The sequence below is a fragment of the Deinococcus terrestris genome (genome assembly GCF_009377345.1).
GTDB lineage: Bacteria > Deinococcota > Deinococci > Deinococcales > Deinococcaceae > Deinococcus > Deinococcus terrestris.
In genome coordinates this window covers 248,617-268,812 of record NZ_WBSL01000002.1, presented here as the reverse complement: position 1 = coordinate 268,812, position 20,196 = coordinate 248,617, and the positions used below count along the sequence as shown (strand labels likewise).

The 20,196-nt window shown below is 68.6% G+C and carries 15 protein-coding genes and 1 pseudogene; 9 read left to right on the top strand and 7 right to left on the bottom strand.

Annotated elements, in window-relative coordinates; translation table 11 throughout:
* Positions 1-12: 12 nt before the first annotated feature.
* The 5 genes from F8S09_RS07330 (at position 13) to F8S09_RS07310 (ending at position 4,809) form a co-directional block, all read left to right on the top strand.
* Positions 13-930 carry an SPFH domain-containing protein gene (locus F8S09_RS07330; RefSeq protein WP_152870648.1) on the top strand — a complete coding sequence of 306 codons (918 nt, stop codon included), beginning with the start codon at positions 13-15 and terminating at the stop codon, positions 928-930.
* A 13-nt stretch (positions 931-943) separates the two neighbouring features.
* Positions 944-1,141 (top strand): hypothetical protein, encoded by a 198-nt coding sequence (locus F8S09_RS07325; RefSeq protein WP_152870646.1) that lies wholly within the window; start codon positions 944-946, stop codon positions 1,139-1,141.
* Between the two features lie 296 nt (positions 1,142-1,437).
* Positions 1,438-2,880 carry a DEAD/DEAH box helicase gene (locus tag F8S09_RS07320; RefSeq protein ID WP_152870644.1) on the top strand — a complete coding sequence of 481 codons (1,443 nt, stop codon included), beginning with the start codon at positions 1,438-1,440 and terminating at the stop codon, positions 2,878-2,880.
* A 352-nt stretch (positions 2,881-3,232) separates the two neighbouring features.
* The gene (locus F8S09_RS07315; protein WP_152870641.1) at positions 3,233-4,003 is read left to right on the top strand and encodes a hypothetical protein; all 771 of its coding nucleotides are present in this window, start codon (positions 3,233-3,235) and stop codon (positions 4,001-4,003) included.
* On the top strand, positions 4,000-4,809 hold the full coding sequence (locus F8S09_RS07310) for a bacteriorhodopsin (RefSeq protein ID WP_194165261.1): 810 nt from the start codon (positions 4,000-4,002) through the stop codon (positions 4,807-4,809). Before F8S09_RS07315 ends, F8S09_RS07310 begins: the two co-directional genes overlap by 4 nt.
* A gap of 317 nt (positions 4,810-5,126) precedes the next feature.
* Here the strand turns inward: F8S09_RS07310 and F8S09_RS07305 are convergent, their stop codons facing one another.
* On the bottom strand, positions 5,127-5,624 hold the full coding sequence (locus F8S09_RS07305; protein WP_194165260.1) for a MarR family winged helix-turn-helix transcriptional regulator: 498 nt from the start codon (positions 5,622-5,624) through the stop codon (positions 5,127-5,129).
* A 49-nt stretch (positions 5,625-5,673) separates the two neighbouring features.
* Positions 5,674-6,822, bottom strand: coding sequence for a sigma-70 family RNA polymerase sigma factor (locus tag F8S09_RS07300; protein WP_194165259.1), 1,149 nt, complete (start codon positions 6,820-6,822; stop codon positions 5,674-5,676).
* Positions 6,823-7,432: 610 nt separating this feature from the next.
* On the opposite strand from F8S09_RS07300, the gene F8S09_RS07295 reads away from it, so the two are divergent.
* Together F8S09_RS07295 and F8S09_RS18315 are read left to right on the top strand one after the other, a co-directional pair.
* Positions 7,433-7,699, top strand: coding sequence for a transposase (locus tag F8S09_RS07295; protein WP_194165258.1), 267 nt, complete (start codon positions 7,433-7,435; stop codon positions 7,697-7,699).
* 53 nt (positions 7,700-7,752) lie between these two features.
* Entirely contained in the window at positions 7,753-7,998 is a 246-nt protein-coding gene (locus tag F8S09_RS18315) for an IS3 family transposase (protein ID WP_227978577.1), read from the top strand.
* A gap of 21 nt (positions 7,999-8,019) precedes the next feature.
* Here the strand turns inward: F8S09_RS18315 and F8S09_RS17910 are convergent.
* Positions 8,020-8,322: pseudogene (locus F8S09_RS17910) on the bottom strand (DDE-type integrase/transposase/recombinase); the annotation flags it as partial.
* A gap of 324 nt (positions 8,323-8,646) precedes the next feature.
* Here F8S09_RS17910 and F8S09_RS07285 point away from each other — a divergent pair.
* Together F8S09_RS07285 and F8S09_RS07280 are read left to right on the top strand one after the other, a co-directional pair.
* Complete coding sequence (locus F8S09_RS07285) at positions 8,647-13,374, top strand: glutamate synthase-related protein (protein WP_152870628.1); 4,728 nt, start codon at positions 8,647-8,649, stop codon at positions 13,372-13,374.
* 24 nt (positions 13,375-13,398) lie between these two features.
* Positions 13,399-14,859: a glutamate synthase subunit beta gene (locus F8S09_RS07280; RefSeq protein ID WP_152870626.1), complete on the top strand. Its 1,461-nt coding sequence runs from the start codon at positions 13,399-13,401 to the stop codon at positions 14,857-14,859.
* Positions 14,860-15,270: 411 nt separating this feature from the next.
* On the opposite strand, the gene leuB is transcribed toward F8S09_RS07280, so the two are convergent.
* From leuB to ilvD, 4 genes are all read right to left on the bottom strand, one after another.
* A complete protein-coding gene (leuB, locus tag F8S09_RS07275) occupies positions 15,271-16,326 on the bottom strand; it encodes a 3-isopropylmalate dehydrogenase (protein WP_152870624.1) in 1,056 nt (351 codons plus the stop codon).
* A complete protein-coding gene (locus F8S09_RS07270; RefSeq protein ID WP_152870621.1) occupies positions 16,319-16,906 on the bottom strand; it encodes a 3-isopropylmalate dehydratase small subunit in 588 nt (195 codons plus the stop codon). Before F8S09_RS07270 ends, leuB begins: the two co-directional genes overlap by 8 nt.
* Positions 16,906-18,195, bottom strand: coding sequence for a 3-isopropylmalate dehydratase large subunit (locus tag F8S09_RS07265; RefSeq protein WP_152870619.1), 1,290 nt, complete (start codon positions 18,193-18,195; stop codon positions 16,906-16,908). Before F8S09_RS07265 ends, F8S09_RS07270 begins: the two co-directional genes overlap by 1 nt.
* A gap of 203 nt (positions 18,196-18,398) precedes the next feature.
* Positions 18,399-20,174, bottom strand: a complete 1,776-nt coding sequence (gene ilvD, locus F8S09_RS07260) for a dihydroxy-acid dehydratase (protein WP_152870617.1) — start codon at positions 20,172-20,174, stop codon at positions 18,399-18,401.
* Between the last annotated feature and the right edge of the window lie 22 nt (positions 20,175-20,196).

Below are 20,196 nucleotides of genomic sequence, written 5' to 3'. Positions count from 1 at the left end.
CGGGAGAACCTGATGAGCGAACTGGAAAAAGCGCCCGCCACCGTCGGCCCCGCTGGGGGCGTCTCCCCCGTGCCCGGTGTGGCGAGCGCCGAGCGCCCGGCATTCGGACTGCCGGGGATTCCCGCCGTGCTGCTGTGGCTGGTTCTCGTGGGCCTCGCCGTGTGGCTGGGGCTAGGGCTGGGGTTCATCGTTCCGGCGGTCGTGCTGGGCGTGCTGCTGCTGATCGGGCTGGCGGGCTTTTTCATCGTGCAGCCCAACCAGGCCAGCGTGATTACCCTCTTCGGGCGGTACGTGGGCACCGAGCGGCGCAACGGCTTTTACTGGACGAACCCCTTTACCCTGCGCCGCAACGTCTCGCTGCGAATCCGCAACTTCAACTCCGAGCGCCTCAAGGTCAACGACCAGATGGGCAACCCCATCGAGATCGCCGCCGTGATCGTGTGGCGGGTGGTGGACACGGCCCGCGCGGTTTTCGATGTGGAGGACTACTCCGAGTTCGTCGCCATCCAGGCCGAGACGGCGCTGCGCCACCTCGCCGCCGGGTACCCCTACGACGACTACGACGGCCGCACCCTCTCGCTGCGCGGCAACCCCGACGAGGTGTCCGAGGCCCTGGGCCGCGAACTCGACACCCGGCTGCGGCACGCGGGCGTGGAGGTGCTCGAAGCGCGGCTCTCGCACCTCGCCTACTCGCCCGAGATCGCCGGGGCGATGCTTCAGCGCCAGCAGGCCAGCGCGATCATCGCCGCCCGGCAGCAGATCGTGCAGGGTGCGGTGGGCATGGTCGAGATGGCCCTGCGCGAACTGGAGGGGCAGGAGATCGTGCGGCTCGACGAGGAACGCAAGGCGCAGATGGTCAGCAACCTCCTCGTCGTCCTGACCAGCGAGCGCGGCACCCAGCCTGTCGTCAACGCGGGCAGCCTGTACTAGCGGGGGGCGCCACATGCCCGCCCGCCCGAAAAAGAACTTCCCCCTCCGCATCAGCCCCGAGCTGTACGCCGCCCTCGAACGCTGGGCCGCCGACGACCTGCGCTCGGTCAACGCCCAGATCGAGTACCTGCTCACCCAGAGCGTGCGCCAGGCCGGGCGCCTGAAGCCCAGGCCCGAGGCCGAGGACACCCCCACCCCCTCCGACGACTGAAGCCCTCTCCCCCTCCGCCCACCGGGAGGGGGTTTTCACGGCACGGACTCTCCCATTCCAACCTCACCCCCCATCTCCCGCCTTCCGATGGGGCATACTGCTGAGGTTTGTCTGTGAAGTCGGCTCCTCCTGGCAGAACAGACCCCCCACCGCAGGCAGACAGATTCGCGGGCGCGGAGAGCCAGTCGCTACGGCAGCTGAAGCGTTCCCCACATTCTCACCCGGCGCCCTCTCCAGCGCCGCGCCCCGCCGCCAGCCCCCGCGCTGGCCCGGCGTGTTCTGCCGACAGGACTTTCATGACTTCCAACACGACTGCCCGCCCCACCCCTCCCGCCGCGACCGACTGGCACCGCTGGCTGGGGGACCGCACCCCCACGCCCGTGCAGGCCGGGGCCATTCCCGCCCTGCTCGCGGGCCGTGACGTGATCACGACCGCCCGCACCGGGAGCGGCAAGACGCTCGCCTTCCTGATTCCCGCCGCCGAGCGCGGCATCGGCATGAAGCCCACCCGCGGGATGCGCCCCGAGGTGCTGGTGGTCACGCCCACCCGCGAACTCGCCGTGCAGATCCGCGACGTGGCCCGCGAACTCGGGATGCCCGCCGGGCGCATCACCGGGGGCATCACGCCCTCGCAAACCCGCACCGAGGCCAGCGGCAAGGGCGTGATCGCCGGAACGCCGGGGCGCCTCAAGGACCTCATCACGCGCGGCGAACTCAGCCTTGCGGGCTTGCGCTACGTGGTCCTTGACGAAGCCGACGAGTTGCTCTCGCTGGGCTTCCTGAAGGATGTGGGCGACATCCTCCGTGCGGCGCAGAAGGCGGCTGGGCAGGACCTCCAGATTGCGATGGCCTCCGCGACCTTTCCCGCCGCGATCCGCGAGGTGGCCGAGCGCTTCATGCACTCGCCCGAGCGCATCGACATCGCCCCCGCCCGCGCCGCCGAGGCCCCGCAGACCGGGGACGTATTGGGTGGGGCGACCGGGGCCACCCACCTGCTGATCCACACCACCCGCGAGGACGTGCTGAACGTGACCGCCGAGCACGCGCGGGAGGCGCTGCGGGCGCCGGGCGGCTGCGTGGTGATCTTTTGCCGCACCAAGGCCCTGGTCAAGCGCCGCGCCGAGCGGCTGGGTGACCTGCTTCCCGGCGAGATCGTCAGCGCCCTTCAGGGCAACATGGACCAGAAGAAGCGCGAGCGCACCATGGACCTGCTGCGCGAGGGCAAGTCGCGCGTGCTGGTCGCCACCGACATCGCCGGGCGCGGCATCGACCTGCCGGAGGTGCGCCTGGTCATTCACATGGACGTGGCCTCCACCTCCGAGGACCACGTGCACCGCTCGGGCCGCACCGCCCGCGCCGGACGCCCCGGCGTGAACCTCGTCCTGCTGATTCCCGAACAGCGCGAGCTGTGGCGCAACGTGCGCCGGGGCCTGCCCGCCGCCCTCCAGCCGCCCCTGACCCAGCAAGAAGGGCAGATCGACCGCTCGATTCAGGAAAAGCAGGGTCAGGGCAGCGGCAACGGCGTGCGCGGAGGCGGCCAGGGGCGCGGGCAGCAGCAGGCCCAGCGGCAGGGCCAGCCCCGGCCCCCGCGCGAGTCGTCCACCACGCAGGCCCACGGTCGCCCCGAGCAGGGCCAGAAGCGGGCGGCCAGGCCGCATCCGCACAATGCCCAGGGCCTCGACACGGGCACCGGGGCCGGGCGGGTCGGGCCGCAAAAAGCGCGTCGCCGGGGGCGGTGATCGGGCGAACTGAATAGGGGGGTTCCCTGGGGGGGGCGGCAGTGCATCTGCTGCCCCCCCCTCCCCTCTGCGGCTGGGGAGCAAGGCGAAAAACCTTGTCGTGGCCGCCTCCCGTTTCTTAGTTGTTCAGTTCCCCTTTGGTAACTGCCTTGTTTATTGTTTGTTCTAATATCAATTGATCACACAATTAAATGCTTGATGCGAAAGGTTTTTGTCATTTCAGCGCCGGTAAAAGAAAGGCGCTTTCTTGGAGGCATTCATTCCTGCGGCGAGACGCAGGGAGTAAACGCCCCGCCGTCTGGGAAGCAGAAAGGCAGGTATGCTCAGCCCAGTCGAGTCTATTTTTGGTCTTTTGTTGGAGCGTTCAGCGGAAAAGGCCCCTTTTGCCGGGCGGGATCTTCCCCAGATCCTGGGAGAGTGGGCCGTTCACGGCAGCAGCGCGCTTGTCCGTGTCGCGCCCTCGCCGCGTGCCGGGGCCGGGGGCTGGATTCTGGTGGAATCGGGTCACCCGACCTATGCCCAGACCCGCCAGCACTCCGCCGCCGCCGAGGCCCTTTCTTTCCTCTATGCCCAGGCGCCCGGTGGGTGGTGTCAGGCGGCCTTCTTGGGAACCGAGGAGAAGCTGCTGGCCCACGCCGTCAGCCACGGGACGACCGTGGCCTTTCGCCAACCGGTGACTCCGCAAGACCGGGACCTATTGCCCCTCTTGGACGGGCGCAACTACGCAGGCGTGCTGCTGGTTGAGCGGGCCTTTGACCTGCGCGTCTGGAGTGACCGGGCGCGGGGCTGGCTGGGCTCGCCCGCCTGGCCCGCTGAGCCGGGCGGCTACCACAAGTCGCTGTTTCGCTGGGCGGTGGCGGACGAGCCCCGTGGCCTTCAGGTCTTTCTCGACCGCGAGCGCCGAAGCACGTCCTCACTGTGGACCGCACTGGAGCGCGAACTGCATACCGAACTCGACGACCGTGCCCCCCGGCTGCTGGCCTGGCTGCGGCGCGAGCACGGCCGGGACGATGTCTCGACCCTGCTGCACCACCTAATGCCGCATCTGGAGCGGGTCACGGGCGCGGACGCCGCCCACCGCTTTCGCCAACGCTTTCTGCGCGAATGGCTGGAGGAACCATGACACTTCCCACCCTGACAAGCGAACAGTTCCTCCTTATTCAGCAGGTGCTGAACCTGTCGGTCGCCACGATGGGCGGCGCGGCCCTGCTCTTCGTGCTGCTGCGCGAGCAGGTCGGCCGCCCCTACCGCGCGGCCTTGATCGTGATGGCCGTCGCCGTGGGCATGGCGTGCTACCACTACACCCAGATTCTGGGGTCGTGGACGGCCGCCTACGCCCCCTCGGGCGGTGCCTACCGCCCCACTGGGCTCCCCTTTCAGGACGCCTCCCGCTATGCCGACTGGCTGAGCACCGTTCCCCTGATTCTCAGTGCCCTGCTGCTGGTGCTGGACATCGGGCGCCAGAAGACCACCCGGCTGATGGTGCGTCTGGGCGGTGCCGCCGCCCTGATGATCGCCCTGGGTTACCCCGGCGAGATCGAACAAGGAAACCTGCTCGCGCGGGCGCTGTGGGGCCTGGCGGGCACCGTACCCTTTCTTTACATCCTCTGGGTCCTGTGGGGCGAACTCGCTGGGGCGGTGCGCCACGACACGCCGGGCGTCCGGCAACGCTTCGCCCGGCTGCGCTGGCTGCTGCTGGCCTCGTGGAGTCTGCATCCCCTCGTCTACGCCTTTCCCTTGCTGGGCTTGACCGGCGCTTCTGCCCTGATCGCGGGTCAGGTGGGGCACTCGGTCGCCGACCTGACGGCCAAGGTCTTCTACGGCCTGCTGATCTACGGCATCGCCCGGGAAAAGACGCTGGACGCTGGGATGGGGAGTCAGTTTCCCCAGGAAGGCCGCGCCGCCCCGCCCGTGCTGGGAAGTGATTGATATGGCCTCCGAGTGAATCGTTGACGGAGTGCTTTGGTCCGAGCGGAGTAAGCAGCAGAAGAGCGGGTTCCAGGCGTCGACTTGGCAACCCGGTGAGGTTCCGAGTTGTGAAGGAAACAGACCGAATCCGTATAAGCCGCTCTGGCCTTACGCCCTATGTCTGGAGAGCCTCACGGGGCTCTCTTTTACTTGCTCGTCACGTGACGAGCAAGCTGAGGGACCATCCGCTAGCTTGACCGGAGCCAAAAAAAGCCCTCTGCATCGAGAGGGATTCGCACAGCGAGGGCGGGAGAGTCCTTGTCTGGGCAAAGAGAGTGTCAAGCCCGCCGCTCTTCCAGCAGAGGAGCGGCGGGCTTGGTCAGAGCGGGGCGAAGGGCGGCCAGCCGCTTCCAGAGGGGCCGGGTGCCCAGCAGGGCGTCCCGGTCCTCCCCGGACAGCTCCTCCAGAAAGGGAGCCAGCGCCCTGGCCCACGCTCCGTCGATTTCGGCGCGGGTGGCGAGGGCGGTGGGGCTGGGATAGAGGCGCGTGCAACGGCGGTCACGCTCGTCGGGCCGCCGCACGATCAGGTCGCGGGCACTCAGGCTCCGTAGGGTCGCGCTGACATTGCTGTGCTGCAATCCCAGGTCACGGGCGATCTCTGAGACGCTGACCCCCGGATACTGGTGGAGGTGGCGCAGCACCTCGACCTCTGAGAGTGGCAGGGGCACCGCGCTCGTGGCGTGATCCGCGAGGCGCCGCAACGTCCAGTAGAGGTCCTGAACGGTGTCGGTCAGCAGGTGGTCTGCCGAAGAGGGGAGGGCGGCGTCCTGGGCCATGGGACCAGCGGAGCCGGGTGGTGGTCGGGAAGTGTCCACGGTCCTCCGGCTACTCAAGGAATCCGTGCAGCTTGCGGGTGCGGCCCTCATGGTACTTCAGCTTGCGCAGGGCCTTGTTTTCGATCTGGCGTACCCGCTCGCGGGTCACGTGTAGCACCTGCCCGACTTCCTCCAGCGTGTGCTGGCGGCCGTCCGCGAGGCCGTGGCGCAGCCGGATCACCCGCGCCTCACGTTCGTCCAGCGCCCCCAGCGCCTGATTCAGCGCGTCACTCAGCAGGATCTGGTTCGCGTTCTCGGCGGGCGAGGTGAACTGGTCGTCCGCAATAAAGTCCCCGACGAAGCTGTCGCCCTCCTCGCCCACGGGGGCCTCCAGCGAGATGGGGTCGCGGCGCAGCTTCTGTACCTCGCCCACCCTGTCCGTAGACCAGCCCGTGCCCATGGCCTCGGCGAGCTCCTCGTCCAGCGGCTCGCGCGACAGCTCCATCTCCAGACGGCGGCTGGTCCAGCTCAGCTTGTTGATCGTCTCGACCATATGGACCGGCACACGGATCGTGCGGGACTGGTCCGCGAGGGCACGGGTGACCGCCTGACGAATCCACCACGTCGCATAGGTCGAGAACTTGAACCCCCGGCGGTACTCGAACTTCTCGACCGCCCGCACCAGACCGAGGTTGCCTTCCTGAATCAAGTCCAGCAGCCCCACCCCGCGTCCGGTGTACTTCTTGGCGATGGAGACCACCAGCCGCAGGTTGGCTTCGGTCAGCGCCTGCTTGGCGGCGGCCCCGTCCTCGGCCTGACGCGCCAGTCGGCGGCGCTGGCGGTCGTCGAAGGTATCGCCGCTGTCCGCCTCCAGCTTCTGCCGCGCCTGCTCGCCTTCCTCGTACCGCCGGGCGAGGTCGATCTCCTCGGCGTAACTCAGCAACGGCACTCGCCCGATCTCGTTGAGATACTGCCGCAACGAGTCACCCTGAGCGGCGGCCGCCGCGGCCCCCTCCTCCAGTGTGAACTCGTCCTCGTCACCGCGGGCCTCCGCATCCGGCGCGTCTTCTCCGGGATCAAGTTCTTCCTCGCCGGTTTCCGCGTCGTCCAGTTCCAGCAAGGAATCCAGGTCGCCTTCCTCCTCGGGGAAGGGCTGCGCAGTGGCCCGGCGGCCCTGAAGGGTCTGGGTGTGGGAAGGCTCAATGGATGAGGTCGTCATGGTTCTCCCTGGGGGATCCAGTTGGGCTGGATCAGGAATGAAGGTAAGCATCGGTCACAAACTTCTCTGACGCCCCGGCCTGATGAGCCAGAGGAAGTCTCTGCGAAGGCCTGTGCACGGAGGCCCGTGGGGCATCCGCCAGTGATATATATATTAGCATACATATTTGTGAGGGGCGGTCTAACCTGAACTATCACCGGGGCATCTGAGGACGGCCCTTGACTGTACTCCCGAGGGTGCCTCAACTGCCCCAGCACGTCTCCCTTTCCACTTCTGGGAACTACCGCGCCGCACTGGCCGAGGGCCTGGGTCTTGACCTCCCAAGTGCCAGCCGCTTTCCTCTGGAACGGCTGGCGGGCAAATGCGAAGCTTCCTTCGGACCTGAGGCGCTCAACGAAGTCGTCATCCGCCTGATCCCCTGGCGGTAGCACTTCCCAAGACTCCTTCGCCAGTTGCGGCTGGATTTACCTTGGCGGACATCTTCACTACGAACTACGATGGGCTGCTGGAGTACGCTCGCGCCTAGGTGAACGACCGCAAGTACGACTGACCTTGCCTCTATTTCCAGTGCCAATCTGATTGCAACTCCAGCAGCAGACTGGCAGGCAGTGTGTTGGGCAAGCGGTACACGGAACAGCAGATTCTGGACATCCTCGGGCAACTTGAGGCCAGGACCCCGATCAGCGATCTGACGCGACTCCATGCAGTCGCGATGACGACCATCTACCGCTGGAAAGCCAAATACGGTGGGATGACCAAAGACGAGACCCGCAAGTTTCGCCAGTTGGAAGCAGAAAATCAGCGGTTGAAGAAGCTGGTGGCGGACCTGTCGCTCGACAACGCCACGCTGAAGGAGGTGGTGGGGCGAAAGTGGTGACGCTTAGGACGTCGTCCCAGGCGCAGACGCCCCTCAGAAAGCAGAGAGTGACCATGCTGCAGAGGATCTCCGCTGTCAGCGAACGACAGGCTTGCCGGGTATTGGGCTTCTCTCGGACGACGCAAAGACGAAACAGCCCCAAAAGGGGGAAAGCCCAGTGCCTGATCGAGCGTCTCCGTACGCTGGCACGGGAACGACCGCGATTCGGATACCGGCGGATCCACCTGATGCTGGGCCGTGAAGGTGAGACCGTGGACCACAAGCGCGTCTACCGGATCTACCGGGCTGAAGGGCTTTAAGACTCGGGCATGGAGCGCAGGGAGTTCCTGTGCTCGTCGCCGTCGTTTCAAGGTGAGATGGCTGCGTTCCTGCTGCCGTGTTTGCCGATGCGACTGTTCCACGAGCTTGTTGCCGCGAGCAGCGGAGACGACCTGAACGTGCTCCCCAGTGTGGAGCCCGGAACGTTTCCGCTGCGCTGCCCCACAGCTCCACAGCTTGTCGGTGTCGGTGGGGATCACCTTCGGGACGTCGTATTTCCCCAGCAGGTACACGAAAAATGCGTTCGCGGCCTCGGCGGCGCGGCGTTTCTGGAGGAGCACCTCCAGCATGTCGCCACGTTCGTCACTCGCCCGCCATCACCAGCGCTGGAGCCCTTCACCCCCGACGCCAGGGGAGAGCGGTGGCGAGTCAGTCACAGCGCATGAGCCCGCCAGCCTTAAATGCCCAGAATCCTCGCCGCAGTGTTAGGAGCCTTAAAACTATGCAGATGTATGAATATCGCTGTGAACTGGTCCGGAAGGTTCACCGTCCATATCGACCACTGTTGGCACTTGTCTAGCGCGGGTTTTGCGTACGGGACACGCATGGACAACTGAGCGGCGTGTGTATGCACGCCTGTGTATGCTTTAACTCCGCAGCGCCCAGCGCCGAACGGGGAGGAGAAGCTGATGGACCACGACATAACGCGTCACCCCGCGCCGCAGGAGAGAGCCGCGCTCAGCGAGCAGGGGCTGTACCGGCAAGACCAGGAGCACGACGCTTGCGGGGTCGGCTTTATCGCCCATCTGAAGGGAACCAAGTCCCACAGCATCATCACGCAGGGCCTCAAGATTTTAGAGAACCTCGATCACCGGGGGGCCGTCGGCGCCGACGAACTGATGGGCGACGGCGCGGGCATCCTGATCCAGATTCCCGACGAGTTCTACCGGGCAGAGATGGCGAAGCAGGGCGTCACGTTGCCCCGTCCCGGCGACTACGGGGTGGGCATGATCTTCCTGCCCAAGGAGCACGCCTCCCGCCTGGCCTGCGAGCAGGAGTTGGAGCGGGCGATCCACGCCGAGGGCCAGGTGCTGCTGGGCTGGCGCGACGTGCCGGTCAACCGCGAGATGCCCATGTCCCCGGCGGTGCGGGACAGGGAACCCATCATCCGTCAGGTGTTCATCGGCCACGGGTCCGACATCCTGGTGCCCGACGCACTGGAGCGCAAGCTGTACGTGATCCGCAAGCGGGCGTCGCTGGCTATTTTGCGCCTCAAGCTCACCCACGGGCGCGAGTACTACGTGCCCTCCATGTCGTGCCGGACGGTGATCTACAAGGGACTGCTGCTCGCCGGGCAGGTCGGGGAGTATTACCTCGACCTTCAGGACCCCTCCGTGGTGTCGGCCCTCGCCCTCGTCCACCAGCGGTTTTCCACGAACACCTTCCCCGAGTGGTACCTGGCGCACCCCTACCGCATGGTCGCCCACAACGGCGAGATCAACACGGTCAAGGGCAACTTCAACTGGATGCGGGCACGCGAGGGCGTGATGCGGTCCCCGGTGCTGGGCGACGACCTTCAGAAGCTCTACCCGATCAGCCTGCGGGGGCAGTCGGACACCGCGACCTTCGACAACGCGCTCGAACTCCTCACGATGGCGGGCTATCCCCTCGCCCACGCGATGATGATGCTGATTCCGGAAGCGTGGGAGGGGCACGGGGCGATGGACCCGCAACGCCGCGCCTTTTACGAGTACCACGCGGCGATGATGGAGCCCTGGGACGGCCCCGCCGCAGTGGTCTTCACCGACGGGCGGCAGATCGGCGCGACGCTGGACCGCAACGGCCTGCGTCCAGCACGCTACATTGTCACCCGCGACGACCTCGTGATTCTGGCCTCGGAGACGGGCGTGCTGCCGGTCCCGGAGCACAGGATCGTCAAGAAGTGGCGCCTTCAACCGGGACGGATGTTCCTGCTCGATCTCGACGAGGGACGCATTCTGGAGGACGAGGAGCTGAAGTCGCGCTACGCCTCGGCCAAACCCTACCGGCAGTGGATCGAGAACGTGCGCGTGGAGCTGGGCCGCCTCGGGGCCGGGGCCGAGGCGCCCGCCTTCCGCGAATCGCTGCTGGACCGGCAGCAGGCCTTCGGGTACACGCAGGAGGACCTGAAGTTCCTGCTCGCCCCCCTGGCCGCCGCGGGCGAGGAGGGCATCGGCTCGATGGGCAACGACTCGCCGCTCGCCGTGCTCTCCAGCCGCAACAAGCCGCTGTACACCTACTTCCGGCAACTGTTCGCGCAGGTCACGAACCCGCCCATCGACCCCATCCGCGAGCAGGTCGTCATGTCGCTGGTGTCGTTCATCGGCCCCAGGCCGAACCTGCTCGACATCAACGCGGTCAATCCCCCGATGCGGCTGGAGGTCGCGCAGCCCGTCCTCGACCACGCCGACATGGCGCGGCTGCGCTCCATCGAGGCGCAGACGGGCGGCAAGTTCCGGCCCCACGAGCTGAACATCTGTTACCCTGCCGCCTGGGGTGCCGAGGGCGTGGAGGCCACCCTCGCCTCCCTGCGGGCGGCGGCGGTGGACGCGGTCCGCAGGGGCCACAACATCCTGATTCTGACCGACCGGGCGATGGACCGGGATCACGTCGCCATCCCCGCGGTCCTCGCGCTCTCGGCGGTCCACCAGCACCTCGTCCACCAGGGGTTGCGGACGACGGCGGGAGTGGTCGTCGAGACGGGCTCGGCGCGGGAGGTCCACCACTTCGCGGTCCTGGCCGGATACGGGGCGGAAGCGATTCACCCGTACCTCGCGCTGGAGACGCTGGAGCAGTTGCACCCGGAAGCGCCGGAAAAAGCCGTCGCCAACTACATCGGGGGCGTGGGCAAGGGCCTCTCCAAGATCATGTCGAAGATGGGCATCAGCACGTACATGTCGTACTGCGGGGCGCAAATCTTCGAGGCCATCGGGCTGGGCGAGGAGCTGGTCGAGAAGTACTTCCGCGGCACCTCCACGGGGGTCGGCGGCATCGGCGTGTTCGAGGTCGCCGAGGAGGCGCTGCGGCTGCACCGGGCTGCCTTCAGCGGGGACCCCCTGCTCGCCTCCATGCTCGATCCCGGCGGGGAGTACGCCTGGCGGGCACGCGGCGAGGAGCACATGTGGACCCCCGACGCGGTCGCCAAGCTCCAGCACGCGACGCGCTCGGGCCGGGTGGAAACGTACCGGGAATACGCGGGGATCATCAACGACCAGTCGCGGCGGCACATGACCCTGCGCGGGTTGTTCGAGCTGAAGGCAGACCCGGAGGGGGCGATCCCACTGGAGGAAGTGGAGCCCGCCTCCGAGATCGTCAAACGCTTCGCCACGGGCGCCATGTCCCTCGGCTCCATCAGCACCGAGGCGCACACCACCCTCGCCGTCGCCATGAACCGCATCGGCGGCAAGTCGAACACGGGCGAGGGCGGCGAGGACCCGGCGCGGTACCGCGCGGAGATGGGGGGCGGGACGATCACGGCGGGCACGCGGCTGGGCGACATCCTGGGTGAGGGCCGCGTCGAAGCTCCAGCCGACTACGAGCTTCAGGACGGCGATTCCCTGCGTTCGAAGATCAAGCAGGTCGCCTCGGGCCGCTTCGGAGTCACCACCGAATACCTCGTCTCTGCCGACCAGATCCAGATCAAGATGGCGCAGGGGGCCAAGCCGGGCGAGGGCGGGCAGCTTCCCGGCGGCAAGGTCAGCGAGTACATCGGGATGCTGCGCCACTCCGTGCCCGGCGTGGGCCTGATCTCGCCGCCGCCGCACCACGACATCTACTCCATCGAGGACCTCGCGCAGCTCATCCACGACCTCAAGAACGTGAACCCGCAGGCGGACATCTCCGTGAAGTTGGTGTCGGAAGTCGGCGTGGGCACCATCGCGGCGGGTGTGACGAAGGCGAAGGCCGACCATGTCGTCATCGCCGGGCACGACGGCGGCACGGGCGCCTCGCCCTGGTCTTCCATTAAGCACGCGGGGTCGCCCTGGGAACTGGGGCTGGCGGAGACGCAGCAGACCCTCGTGCTCAACCGCCTGCGGGGCCGCATTCGCGTGCAGGCCGACGGCCAGATGAAGACCGGGCGCGACGTGGTGATCGGGGCGCTGCTGGGCGCGGACGAGTTCGGCTTCGCCACCGCGCCGCTCGTGGCCGAGGGCTGCATCATGATGCGCAAGTGCCACCTGAACACCTGCCCGGTGGGCGTGGCGACCCAGGACCCGGCGCTGCGGCGGAAGTTCGCGGGCAAACCCGAGCACGTCATCAACTACTTCTTCTTCGTGGCGGAGGAGGTGCGCGAGATCATGGCCTCGTTGGGCATCCGCCGCTTCGATGACCTGATCGGGCGCACGGACCTGCTGGACACCCGCCGGGGTGTGGAGCACTGGAAGGCGCGGGGCCTGGACTTTTCCCGCGTCTTCCACCAGCCTGCCGTCCCCGCCGAGGTCGCCCGCCGCCACGTGGAGACGCAGGACCACGGGCTGGAACGGGCGCTCGACGTGACCCTGATCGAGAAGTGCCGCCCGGCCCTGGAACGCGGCGAGAAGGTCAAGGTGCTGGAGGCCGCCCACAACGTGAACCGCACGGTGGGCGCGATGCTCTCCGGCGAACTCATCCGCCGCCGCCCCGACGGCCTCCCTGACGACACGGTCTTCATCCAGATGGAGGGCAACGGCGGCCAGAGCTTCGGCGCGTTCCTGGCAAGCGGGATCACCCTCTACCTGATCGGGGACGCGAACGACTACACCGGCAAGGGCCTCTCGGGCGGGCGGGTCGTGGTGCGGCCCTCCATCGACTTCCGGGGGGACGCGACGAAGAACATCATCGTGGGGAACACCGTGCTGTACGGCGCGACCTCGGGCGAGGCGTTCCTCCGGGGCGTGGCGGGCGAGCGCTTCGCGGTGCGGCTCTCGGGGGCCACGGCGGTCGTGGAGGGCACGGGCGACCACGGCTGCGAGTACATGACGGGCGGCACGGTCGTCGTGCTGGGCAAGACCGGGCGCAACTTCGCGGCGGGCATGTCGGGCGGCGTCGCCTACGTGTACGACGAGGACGGCGCGTTTGCCAGCCGCTGCAACGCGGCGATGGTGTCGCTCGACCGGGTGGTGCCTGCGGGCGAGCAGGAGGCGACCATCGAGCGCCGCTTCTGGCACCGCGGGCAGACCGACGAGGCGCAGCTCCGGACGCTGATCGAGGAGCACCACCGCTGGACGGGATCGCTGCGGGCCAGCGCACTGCTGGACGGCTGGGAGGAGGCGCTGCCGCGCTTCGTCAAGGTCTTCCCGCGCGAGTACGAACGCGCACTGGGCGACCTGGGCAGGCACGCGGGGCATGGCCCGGCAGAGGTCGCCCAGCCGACCGGCCAGGGCGTCCTGACGAAGTGAAGCTGAGGGGGATGAGGAGCAAGGATGGGAAAAGTCACCGGCTTCCTGGACTACCGCCGCGTCAAAGAAACCTACGAGCCTATCGACGAGCGCCTGCGGAATTACAACGAGTTCGTCCACGAGCTGACCGTCGAGCAGTCGCGGGTGCAGGCCGCCCGCTGCATGGACTGCGGGATTCCCTTTTGCAACCACGGCTGCCCAGTGGGCAACCTGATTCCCGACTGGAACGACCTCGTGTACGGGAACAACTGGCGGGCGGCCATTGACGCGCTGCACGCGACCAACAACTTTCCCGAGTTCACTGGGCGTATCTGCCCCGCCCCCTGCGAGGCCGCCTGCACCCTGAACCTCACGGCCGATGAGCCGGTCGGCATCAAGTCCATCGAGCGGGCGATCATCGACCACGCCTGGGAGGAGGGGTGGGTGGCGCCGCAGCCTCCGCCTTTCAGAACGGGGAAGAGGGTCGCGGTGATTGGCTCCGGCCCCGCCGGACTTGCGGCAGCCCAGCAACTCGCCCGCGCCGGGCATAGCGTGACGGTCTTCGAAAAGAACGACCGCCCCGGCGGCCTGCTCAGATACGGCATCCCCGACTTCAAGCTGGACAAGCACGTGATCGACCGCCGCATCCGCCAGATGGAGGCCGAGGGCGTGACCTTCCGCACGGGCGTATTGGTGGGCGAGGTGCCGGAGGGAACCAACTCCGCACCGGAGAGGGTCGGCCCGGAGCACCTCCGCGCCGGGTTCGACGCCGTGCTCCTGGCGGGCGGGGCCGAACAACCGCGCGACCTGCCGGTGCCGGGGCGTGAGCTGGGCGGCGTCCATTTTGCGATGGAGTTCCTGGCGGGGCAGAACCGGGTGAACGCGGGCGACCGGGTGGAGGGTCAGATTCACGCCGGGGGCAAGCACGTCGTCGTGATCGGGGGCGGCGACACGGGGTCGGACTGCGTGGGGACCTCGCACCGCCACGGCGCCGCGCACGTCACCCAGTTCGAGCTGCTGCCCATGCCGCCCGAGCACGAGAACAAGCCGCTCACCTGGCCCTACTGGCCGCACAAGCTCCGCACGTCGTCGAGCCACGAGGAGGGCGGCGAGCGCGAGTTCGCCATCGCCACGAAGGAATTCATCGGCGAGGACGGGCGCGTCACCGCCCTCAGGACCGTGCGCCTGGAATGGCAGGGCGGAAAGATGACCGAGATTCCCGGCAGCGAGGAGATTTTGAGAGCCGACCTCGTGCTGCTGGCGATGGGCTTTGTCAGCCCGGCGGGGAGCATCCTCGACGTCTTCGGCGTCGAGCGCGACCAGCGCGGAAATGCCAGGGCGGGCACCGACGAGCTGGGAGGCTACGTCACAAACGTCCCCGGCATCTTCGCGGCGGGCGACATGCGCCGGGGTCAGTCTCTCGTCGTCTGGGCCATCCGCGAGGGGCGGCAGGCGGCGCGGGCCGTGGACGAGTTCCTGATGGGAACGAGCGAACTGCCGCGCTGAGCTTTCAAGGGGGGAACGGTTCGTGACTCGTCACTGAGCCAGTCTGTTTCCCCTGTTCCTCTCCGCATTCGCCCAGAGGGGAGGGGGGCGACCGGGAAGAGCACCGTTCCGCTGTCGTCGTTGAGGTACAGCCCGGCGTCCACCGCCGCGTCCACCGGGCGGACTGGCGTACCTTGAACCGCGTTGCCCGAGGTGGGCAGGCGTGCCGACGGTACCCTTCTGGTTCGGCCCGGCGGCCTCGCAGGGAGAGGTGACTCCGCGCGTCGGCTCTGCGGCAGAGTCGGAGGGGCCTGTCGGTCCACACCGTCCCGCGCCTGAACGGGGCCGGGCGGGGCCGGGCGGCGCCGCCCGGCCGTCCGCTCTCCCGCCGACAGGTCCGTGGTGGTCGGCGGAAGGCCCGGGGGTCCCGCCCTACGCCCCGCTCATCACCTGCACGTTGTCCAGCACGGCGTCCGTGAAAGCACCCGTGCTCGCGCGACCCCCCAGGTCGGCGGTCGGCCCGGCCCGCAAGGCCCGCGCCACCGCGCCCTCGACGTGGTTGGCGGCTGCCGGGCGGTTCAGCCCGTGGCGCAGCAGCATGGCTGCGCTCAGGATCGCGGCGGCCGGGTTCGCCACCCCCTGCCCAGCGATGTCGGGGGCCGAGCCGTGGATCGGCTCGAACAGGCCCGCCCCGTCTCCCAGGCTGGCCGAGGGCATCAGCCCCAGGCTGCCCGGAATCACCGCCGCGAGGTCCGAGAGGATGTCCCCGAACAGGTTCTCGGTCAGGACCACGTCGTAGCGGCCGGGGTTGGACACCAGCAGCATCGCCACGCTGTCCACGTACTCGTGGTTCAGGGTGAGGTCGCGGTACTTGCGGCCATGCACGTCCTGCACCGCGCTGCGCCACAGCTCGGAGACCTCCAGCACGTTGGCCTTGTCCACCGAGGTCACCCGGCCCCGGCGCTGCCCGGCCGCCCAGAAGGCCACCCGCGCCACCCGCTCGACCTCGGCCCGCGTGTAGCGCATGGTGTTGTGGGCCGAGTCGCCGTCCAGCCGCCGGTCCCCGTCGAAGTAGAGGCCGCCCAGCAGCTCGCGCACAATCAGGATGTCCACCCCGCGTGCCAGCTCGGGCTTCAGCGGCGAGAGGTGCTCCAGCCCCGGCAGCACCCGCACCGGGCGCAGGTTCGCGTAGCAGCCCATGGCCCGCCGCAGCGCGAGCAGGCCGGACTCGGGCCGCTGAGGGCGCGGCAGGCGGTTCCAGGGCGAGTCCTGCGGCCCGCCCACCGTGCCCAGCAGCACGGCGTCGGCCCCGCGCACGGCCTCGCGGGTGGCGGTGGGAAAGGGTTCGCCCGTCTCCTCGATGGCGGCTCCGCCGATGAGATGCTCCTCGATGGTCACGTCGGGGGCGACCTCGCGCAGCACCTGCACGGCGGCGGCAGTGACCTCGGGGCCGATCCCGTCTCCGGGCAGTGTGACGATCCTAGGCATGGGGGTCCTCCTGGGGGGCGGGGGTTCCGGGATGGCCGTGTCCGGCTTCGGTGCTGGGGGTGTTCAGGTTGGGGGTGTTCAGGGTTCCGGCAGCCAGCGCGTCCTGCTCGCGCATGTATTCCAGCCAGCCGCCCGCCCGCTGCACGTCCAGCGCGAACTGGGGCACGGGCACGAAGCTGAGCTGCTCGCCACTGCGGCGGTTGGTGATGGTGCCGCCCGCGAGGTCGAGGTCGGCCTCGTCGCCGTCCTGAAAGGCCTCCACGATGCCCGCGCATTCCAGCGCCAGAAAGCCGTTGTTGATCGCGTTGCGGTAGAAGATGCGGGCGAAGTTGGGGGCGATCACGGCCCCCACCCCGGCCCCGCGCAGCGCCCAGACGGCGTGTTCGCGGCTGGAGCCACACCCGAAGTCGGCCCCCGCGACCACGAGGTCGCCCGGCCCCACCCGCCGCACGAAGCCGGGGTCGTAGTCCTCCATCGCGTAGGGGGCCAGTTCGCTCTCCACGTCGCTGGTGAGGTGCCGCGCGGGGATGATCTCGTCGGTGTTGATGTGGTCGCGGGCGAAGACGTGGACTCGGGGCATCACGCCACCTCCACGCGGGGCGGCCCCGCGTACTCGCGCGGGTCCGAGATCACGCCCGCCACCGCGCTCGCGGCCACCGTCGCGGGCGAGGCGAGGTAAATCTGCGCCGAGGGGTCGCCCATCCTGCCGACAAAGTTGCGGTTGGAGCTGGAAATGCACACGTCGTCCGGTCCCAGCACGCCCGAGTGCATCCCCAGGCAGGCGCCGCAGCTCGGGTAGCTCACGCTGGCGCCCGCCTCCACGAAGACCTCCAGCAACCCCTCCTGCGCGGCCTGCTTCCAGATCGCCTGGGTCGCCGGAACCACGATCATCTGCACGCCGTCCGCGACCCGGCGCCCCCGCAGGATGTGCGCCACCTCGCGCAGGTCGCTGAGGCGCCCGTTGGTGCAACTGCCCACGTAGGCGTGCGTGACCGGAATGCGGTCGCTGCCCGCCACGCGGCCGTTGCTGGGGATGTGCGGGTAGGCGACCGTCGGCTCCACCGTCGAGGCGTCCAGCTCGATCACGACCCTATACGGCGCGTCGGGGTCGGAGGTGTACTCGGTGTACTCGTCCGGCGCGACCCCTCGCGCGGCGAGGTACGCCCGCGTCGTGCCGTCCACCGCGATGATGCCGGTCTTGCCACCCGCCTCGATCGCCATGTTCGTCAGGGTGAAGCGGCCCTCCATGTCCATCCGGTCGATGGTGTCCCCGGTCCACTCCATCACCAGGTAGTTCGCACCGTCCGCCCCGATGCGTTTGATGACCTCCAGCACGAGGTCTTTGGGGGTGACGCCCGGCTGCATCTCGCCGGTCACGCGGATCAGCATCGTCTCGGGCACCTTGAACCACACCCGGCCCGCGTAGATCGCCCCGGCGAGGTCGGTGCTGCCGACTCCGGTGGCAAAGGCCCCCAGCGCCCCGCCGTTGCAGGTGTGCGAGTCGCCGCTCACCAGCGTCTGCCCGGGCCGCAGCAGGCCGCTGCCCTCCAGCACGACGTGGGCGATGCCGCCGCGCCCCACGTCGTAGAAGTGACGGATGCCCTGTTCCTGCACCCAGGATTTGAGCTTCTGGTACATCTTCGCGGCCTTGATGTTCATGGCGGGGACCGAGTGGTCGGGAATCGCCACGATCTTTTCGGGGTCGAACACCCGGTTCATGCCGCGTTCCTCCAGCATCCGCAGGGCCGCTGGGGTGGTGATCTCGTGGCACAGCACGAGATCGGTCGCGCACTCGATCAGCTGGCCGGGAACCACCTCGGCGTGGCCGCTGTGGGCCGCCAGGATCTTCTGTGCCATCGTCATGCCCATCTGACTCGCCTCCTGCGGGAGAAAAGGGAAAGGCCCCCGGAGCCGTGTGGACTCCGGGGGCCGGTGGTGAACGCGGGTACTCGCGCTCAGCGCCCCCACCGAAGAAGAAGCTGCCCGCGCAGGGTGCCTCCGCTGTGGCCGGGAACGGTGAACATGGGGGCAGCCTACCGGGGCGGAGGCGGGGGAGAGGAGAGCCTGTCTGCTCAAGCTGGGGGCGGCGGGACCTGGGGCCGGGCCGCCGGGGCCTCTGGCCGAGCAGGCGGCGCGGGAACCTGCGGCCCGGCCGCGTCGTCCAGCACCGCGCCCCGGCTGCCGCTGGTGACCAGACGGGCGTAGCGCTTCAGCCAGCGGCCCGGAATGGGTTTGACGACAGGCCGCCACCCCTCCCGCCGCCGCGCCAGTTCCTCGTCGGAGACGAGCAGGTCGAGCGTCCCGGCGTCCATATCCACCCGGATGCGGTCGCCGCTCATGACCAGGGCGATGGGACCGCCCGCGCTCGCTTCCGGCGAGACGTGGCCGACCGATCCCCCGCGCGTGGCCCCGCTGAAGCGCCCGTCGGTGAGCAGCAGGACGCTCTCGCCCAGGCCCATCCCGGCGAGGTTGGCCGTCGGGGAGAGCATCTCCTGCATTCCCGGCCCGCCCTGCGGCCCCTCGTAGCGAATCACGACGACGTGCCCGGCCCGCACCTCGCCGCCCAGGATGCCCGCGTTGGCGGCCTCCATGCTGTCGTAGACGATGGCGTCGCCCTCGAAGCGGCGCATGGCGGGCACCACCCCCGCGTATTTGACCACCCCCCCCTCGGGCGCGAGGTTGCCGAACAGCAGCCGCAGGCCCCCGGTGGGCGAATAGGCGGCCTCCCAGGGCCGCACCACCTCGCCGTCGGGGGCGGGCGCCTCCGCCACGTTGTCCTCCAGCGCCCGCCCGGTCGCGGTGACGCAGCCCCGGTGCAGGATGCCCTCCCGCTGAAAGAGCTCGCGCAGGATCACGCTGACGCCGCCCACCTCGTCGAGGTCCTGGATATGAAAGTCACTGCTGGGCGCGATCTTGCACAGGTTCGCCACCCGGTCGGACACTTCGTTGAGCCGCGAAAGCGGGTACTCCACCCCGACCTCGTGCGCGATGGCGAGGGTGTGCAGCACCGTGTTCGTCGAGCCGCCCATCGCCATGTCGAGGGCGAAGGCGTTGTCAATGGCCTCGGCGGTCACGACCTGCCGGGGGGTGATGCCGCGCTCCAGCAGTACGAGGAGTTGCCGCGCCGCCGCCCGCGCCAGTTCATGCCGCCGGGGGTCGGTCGCCGGAATGGTCCCGTTGCCCGGCAGGCTCATTCCCAGCGCCTCGCACAGGCAGTTCATCGAGTTGGCGGTGAACATCCCCGAGCAGCTTCCGCAGGTGGGGCAGGCCTGTTCCTCCAGCTCGCGCAGTTCGTCGGCGCCCATCCGGCCCGCCTGGAAGGCCCCCACCCCCTCGAACACCGAGGCGAGGTCCACCCGCCGCCCCGCTTTCGTCAGCCCGCGCAGCATCGGCCCGCCGCTCACGAAGATGGTGGGGATGTCGCAGCGCATCGCGCCCATCAGCATGCCGGGCACGATCTTGTCGCAGTTGGGGATGCAGATCATCGCGTCGAACTGGTGGGCCTGCACGACCGTCTCGACCGAGTCCGCGATCAGTTCGCGGCTGGGCAGGCTGTACTTCATGCCCGCGTGGCCCATCGCGATGCCGTCGTCCACGCCGATGGTGTTGAACTCGAAGGGGACGCCGCCCGCCTCCCGGACCGCCGCCTTGACCACCCGCCCGAACTCCTGGAGATGCACGTGCCCCGGAATGATGTCGATATAGCTGTTGCACACGGCGATAAAGGGCTTGCCGAAATCGCTCTCGCGCTCGATCACCCCGGTCGCCCGCAGCAGGCTGCGGTGCGGGGCGCGTTCGAAGCCCGACTTGATGGTGTCGCTGCGGCGTGCTGGCGCGGAGTCTCCCATGGGCCACCCTAACGCGGTCGGC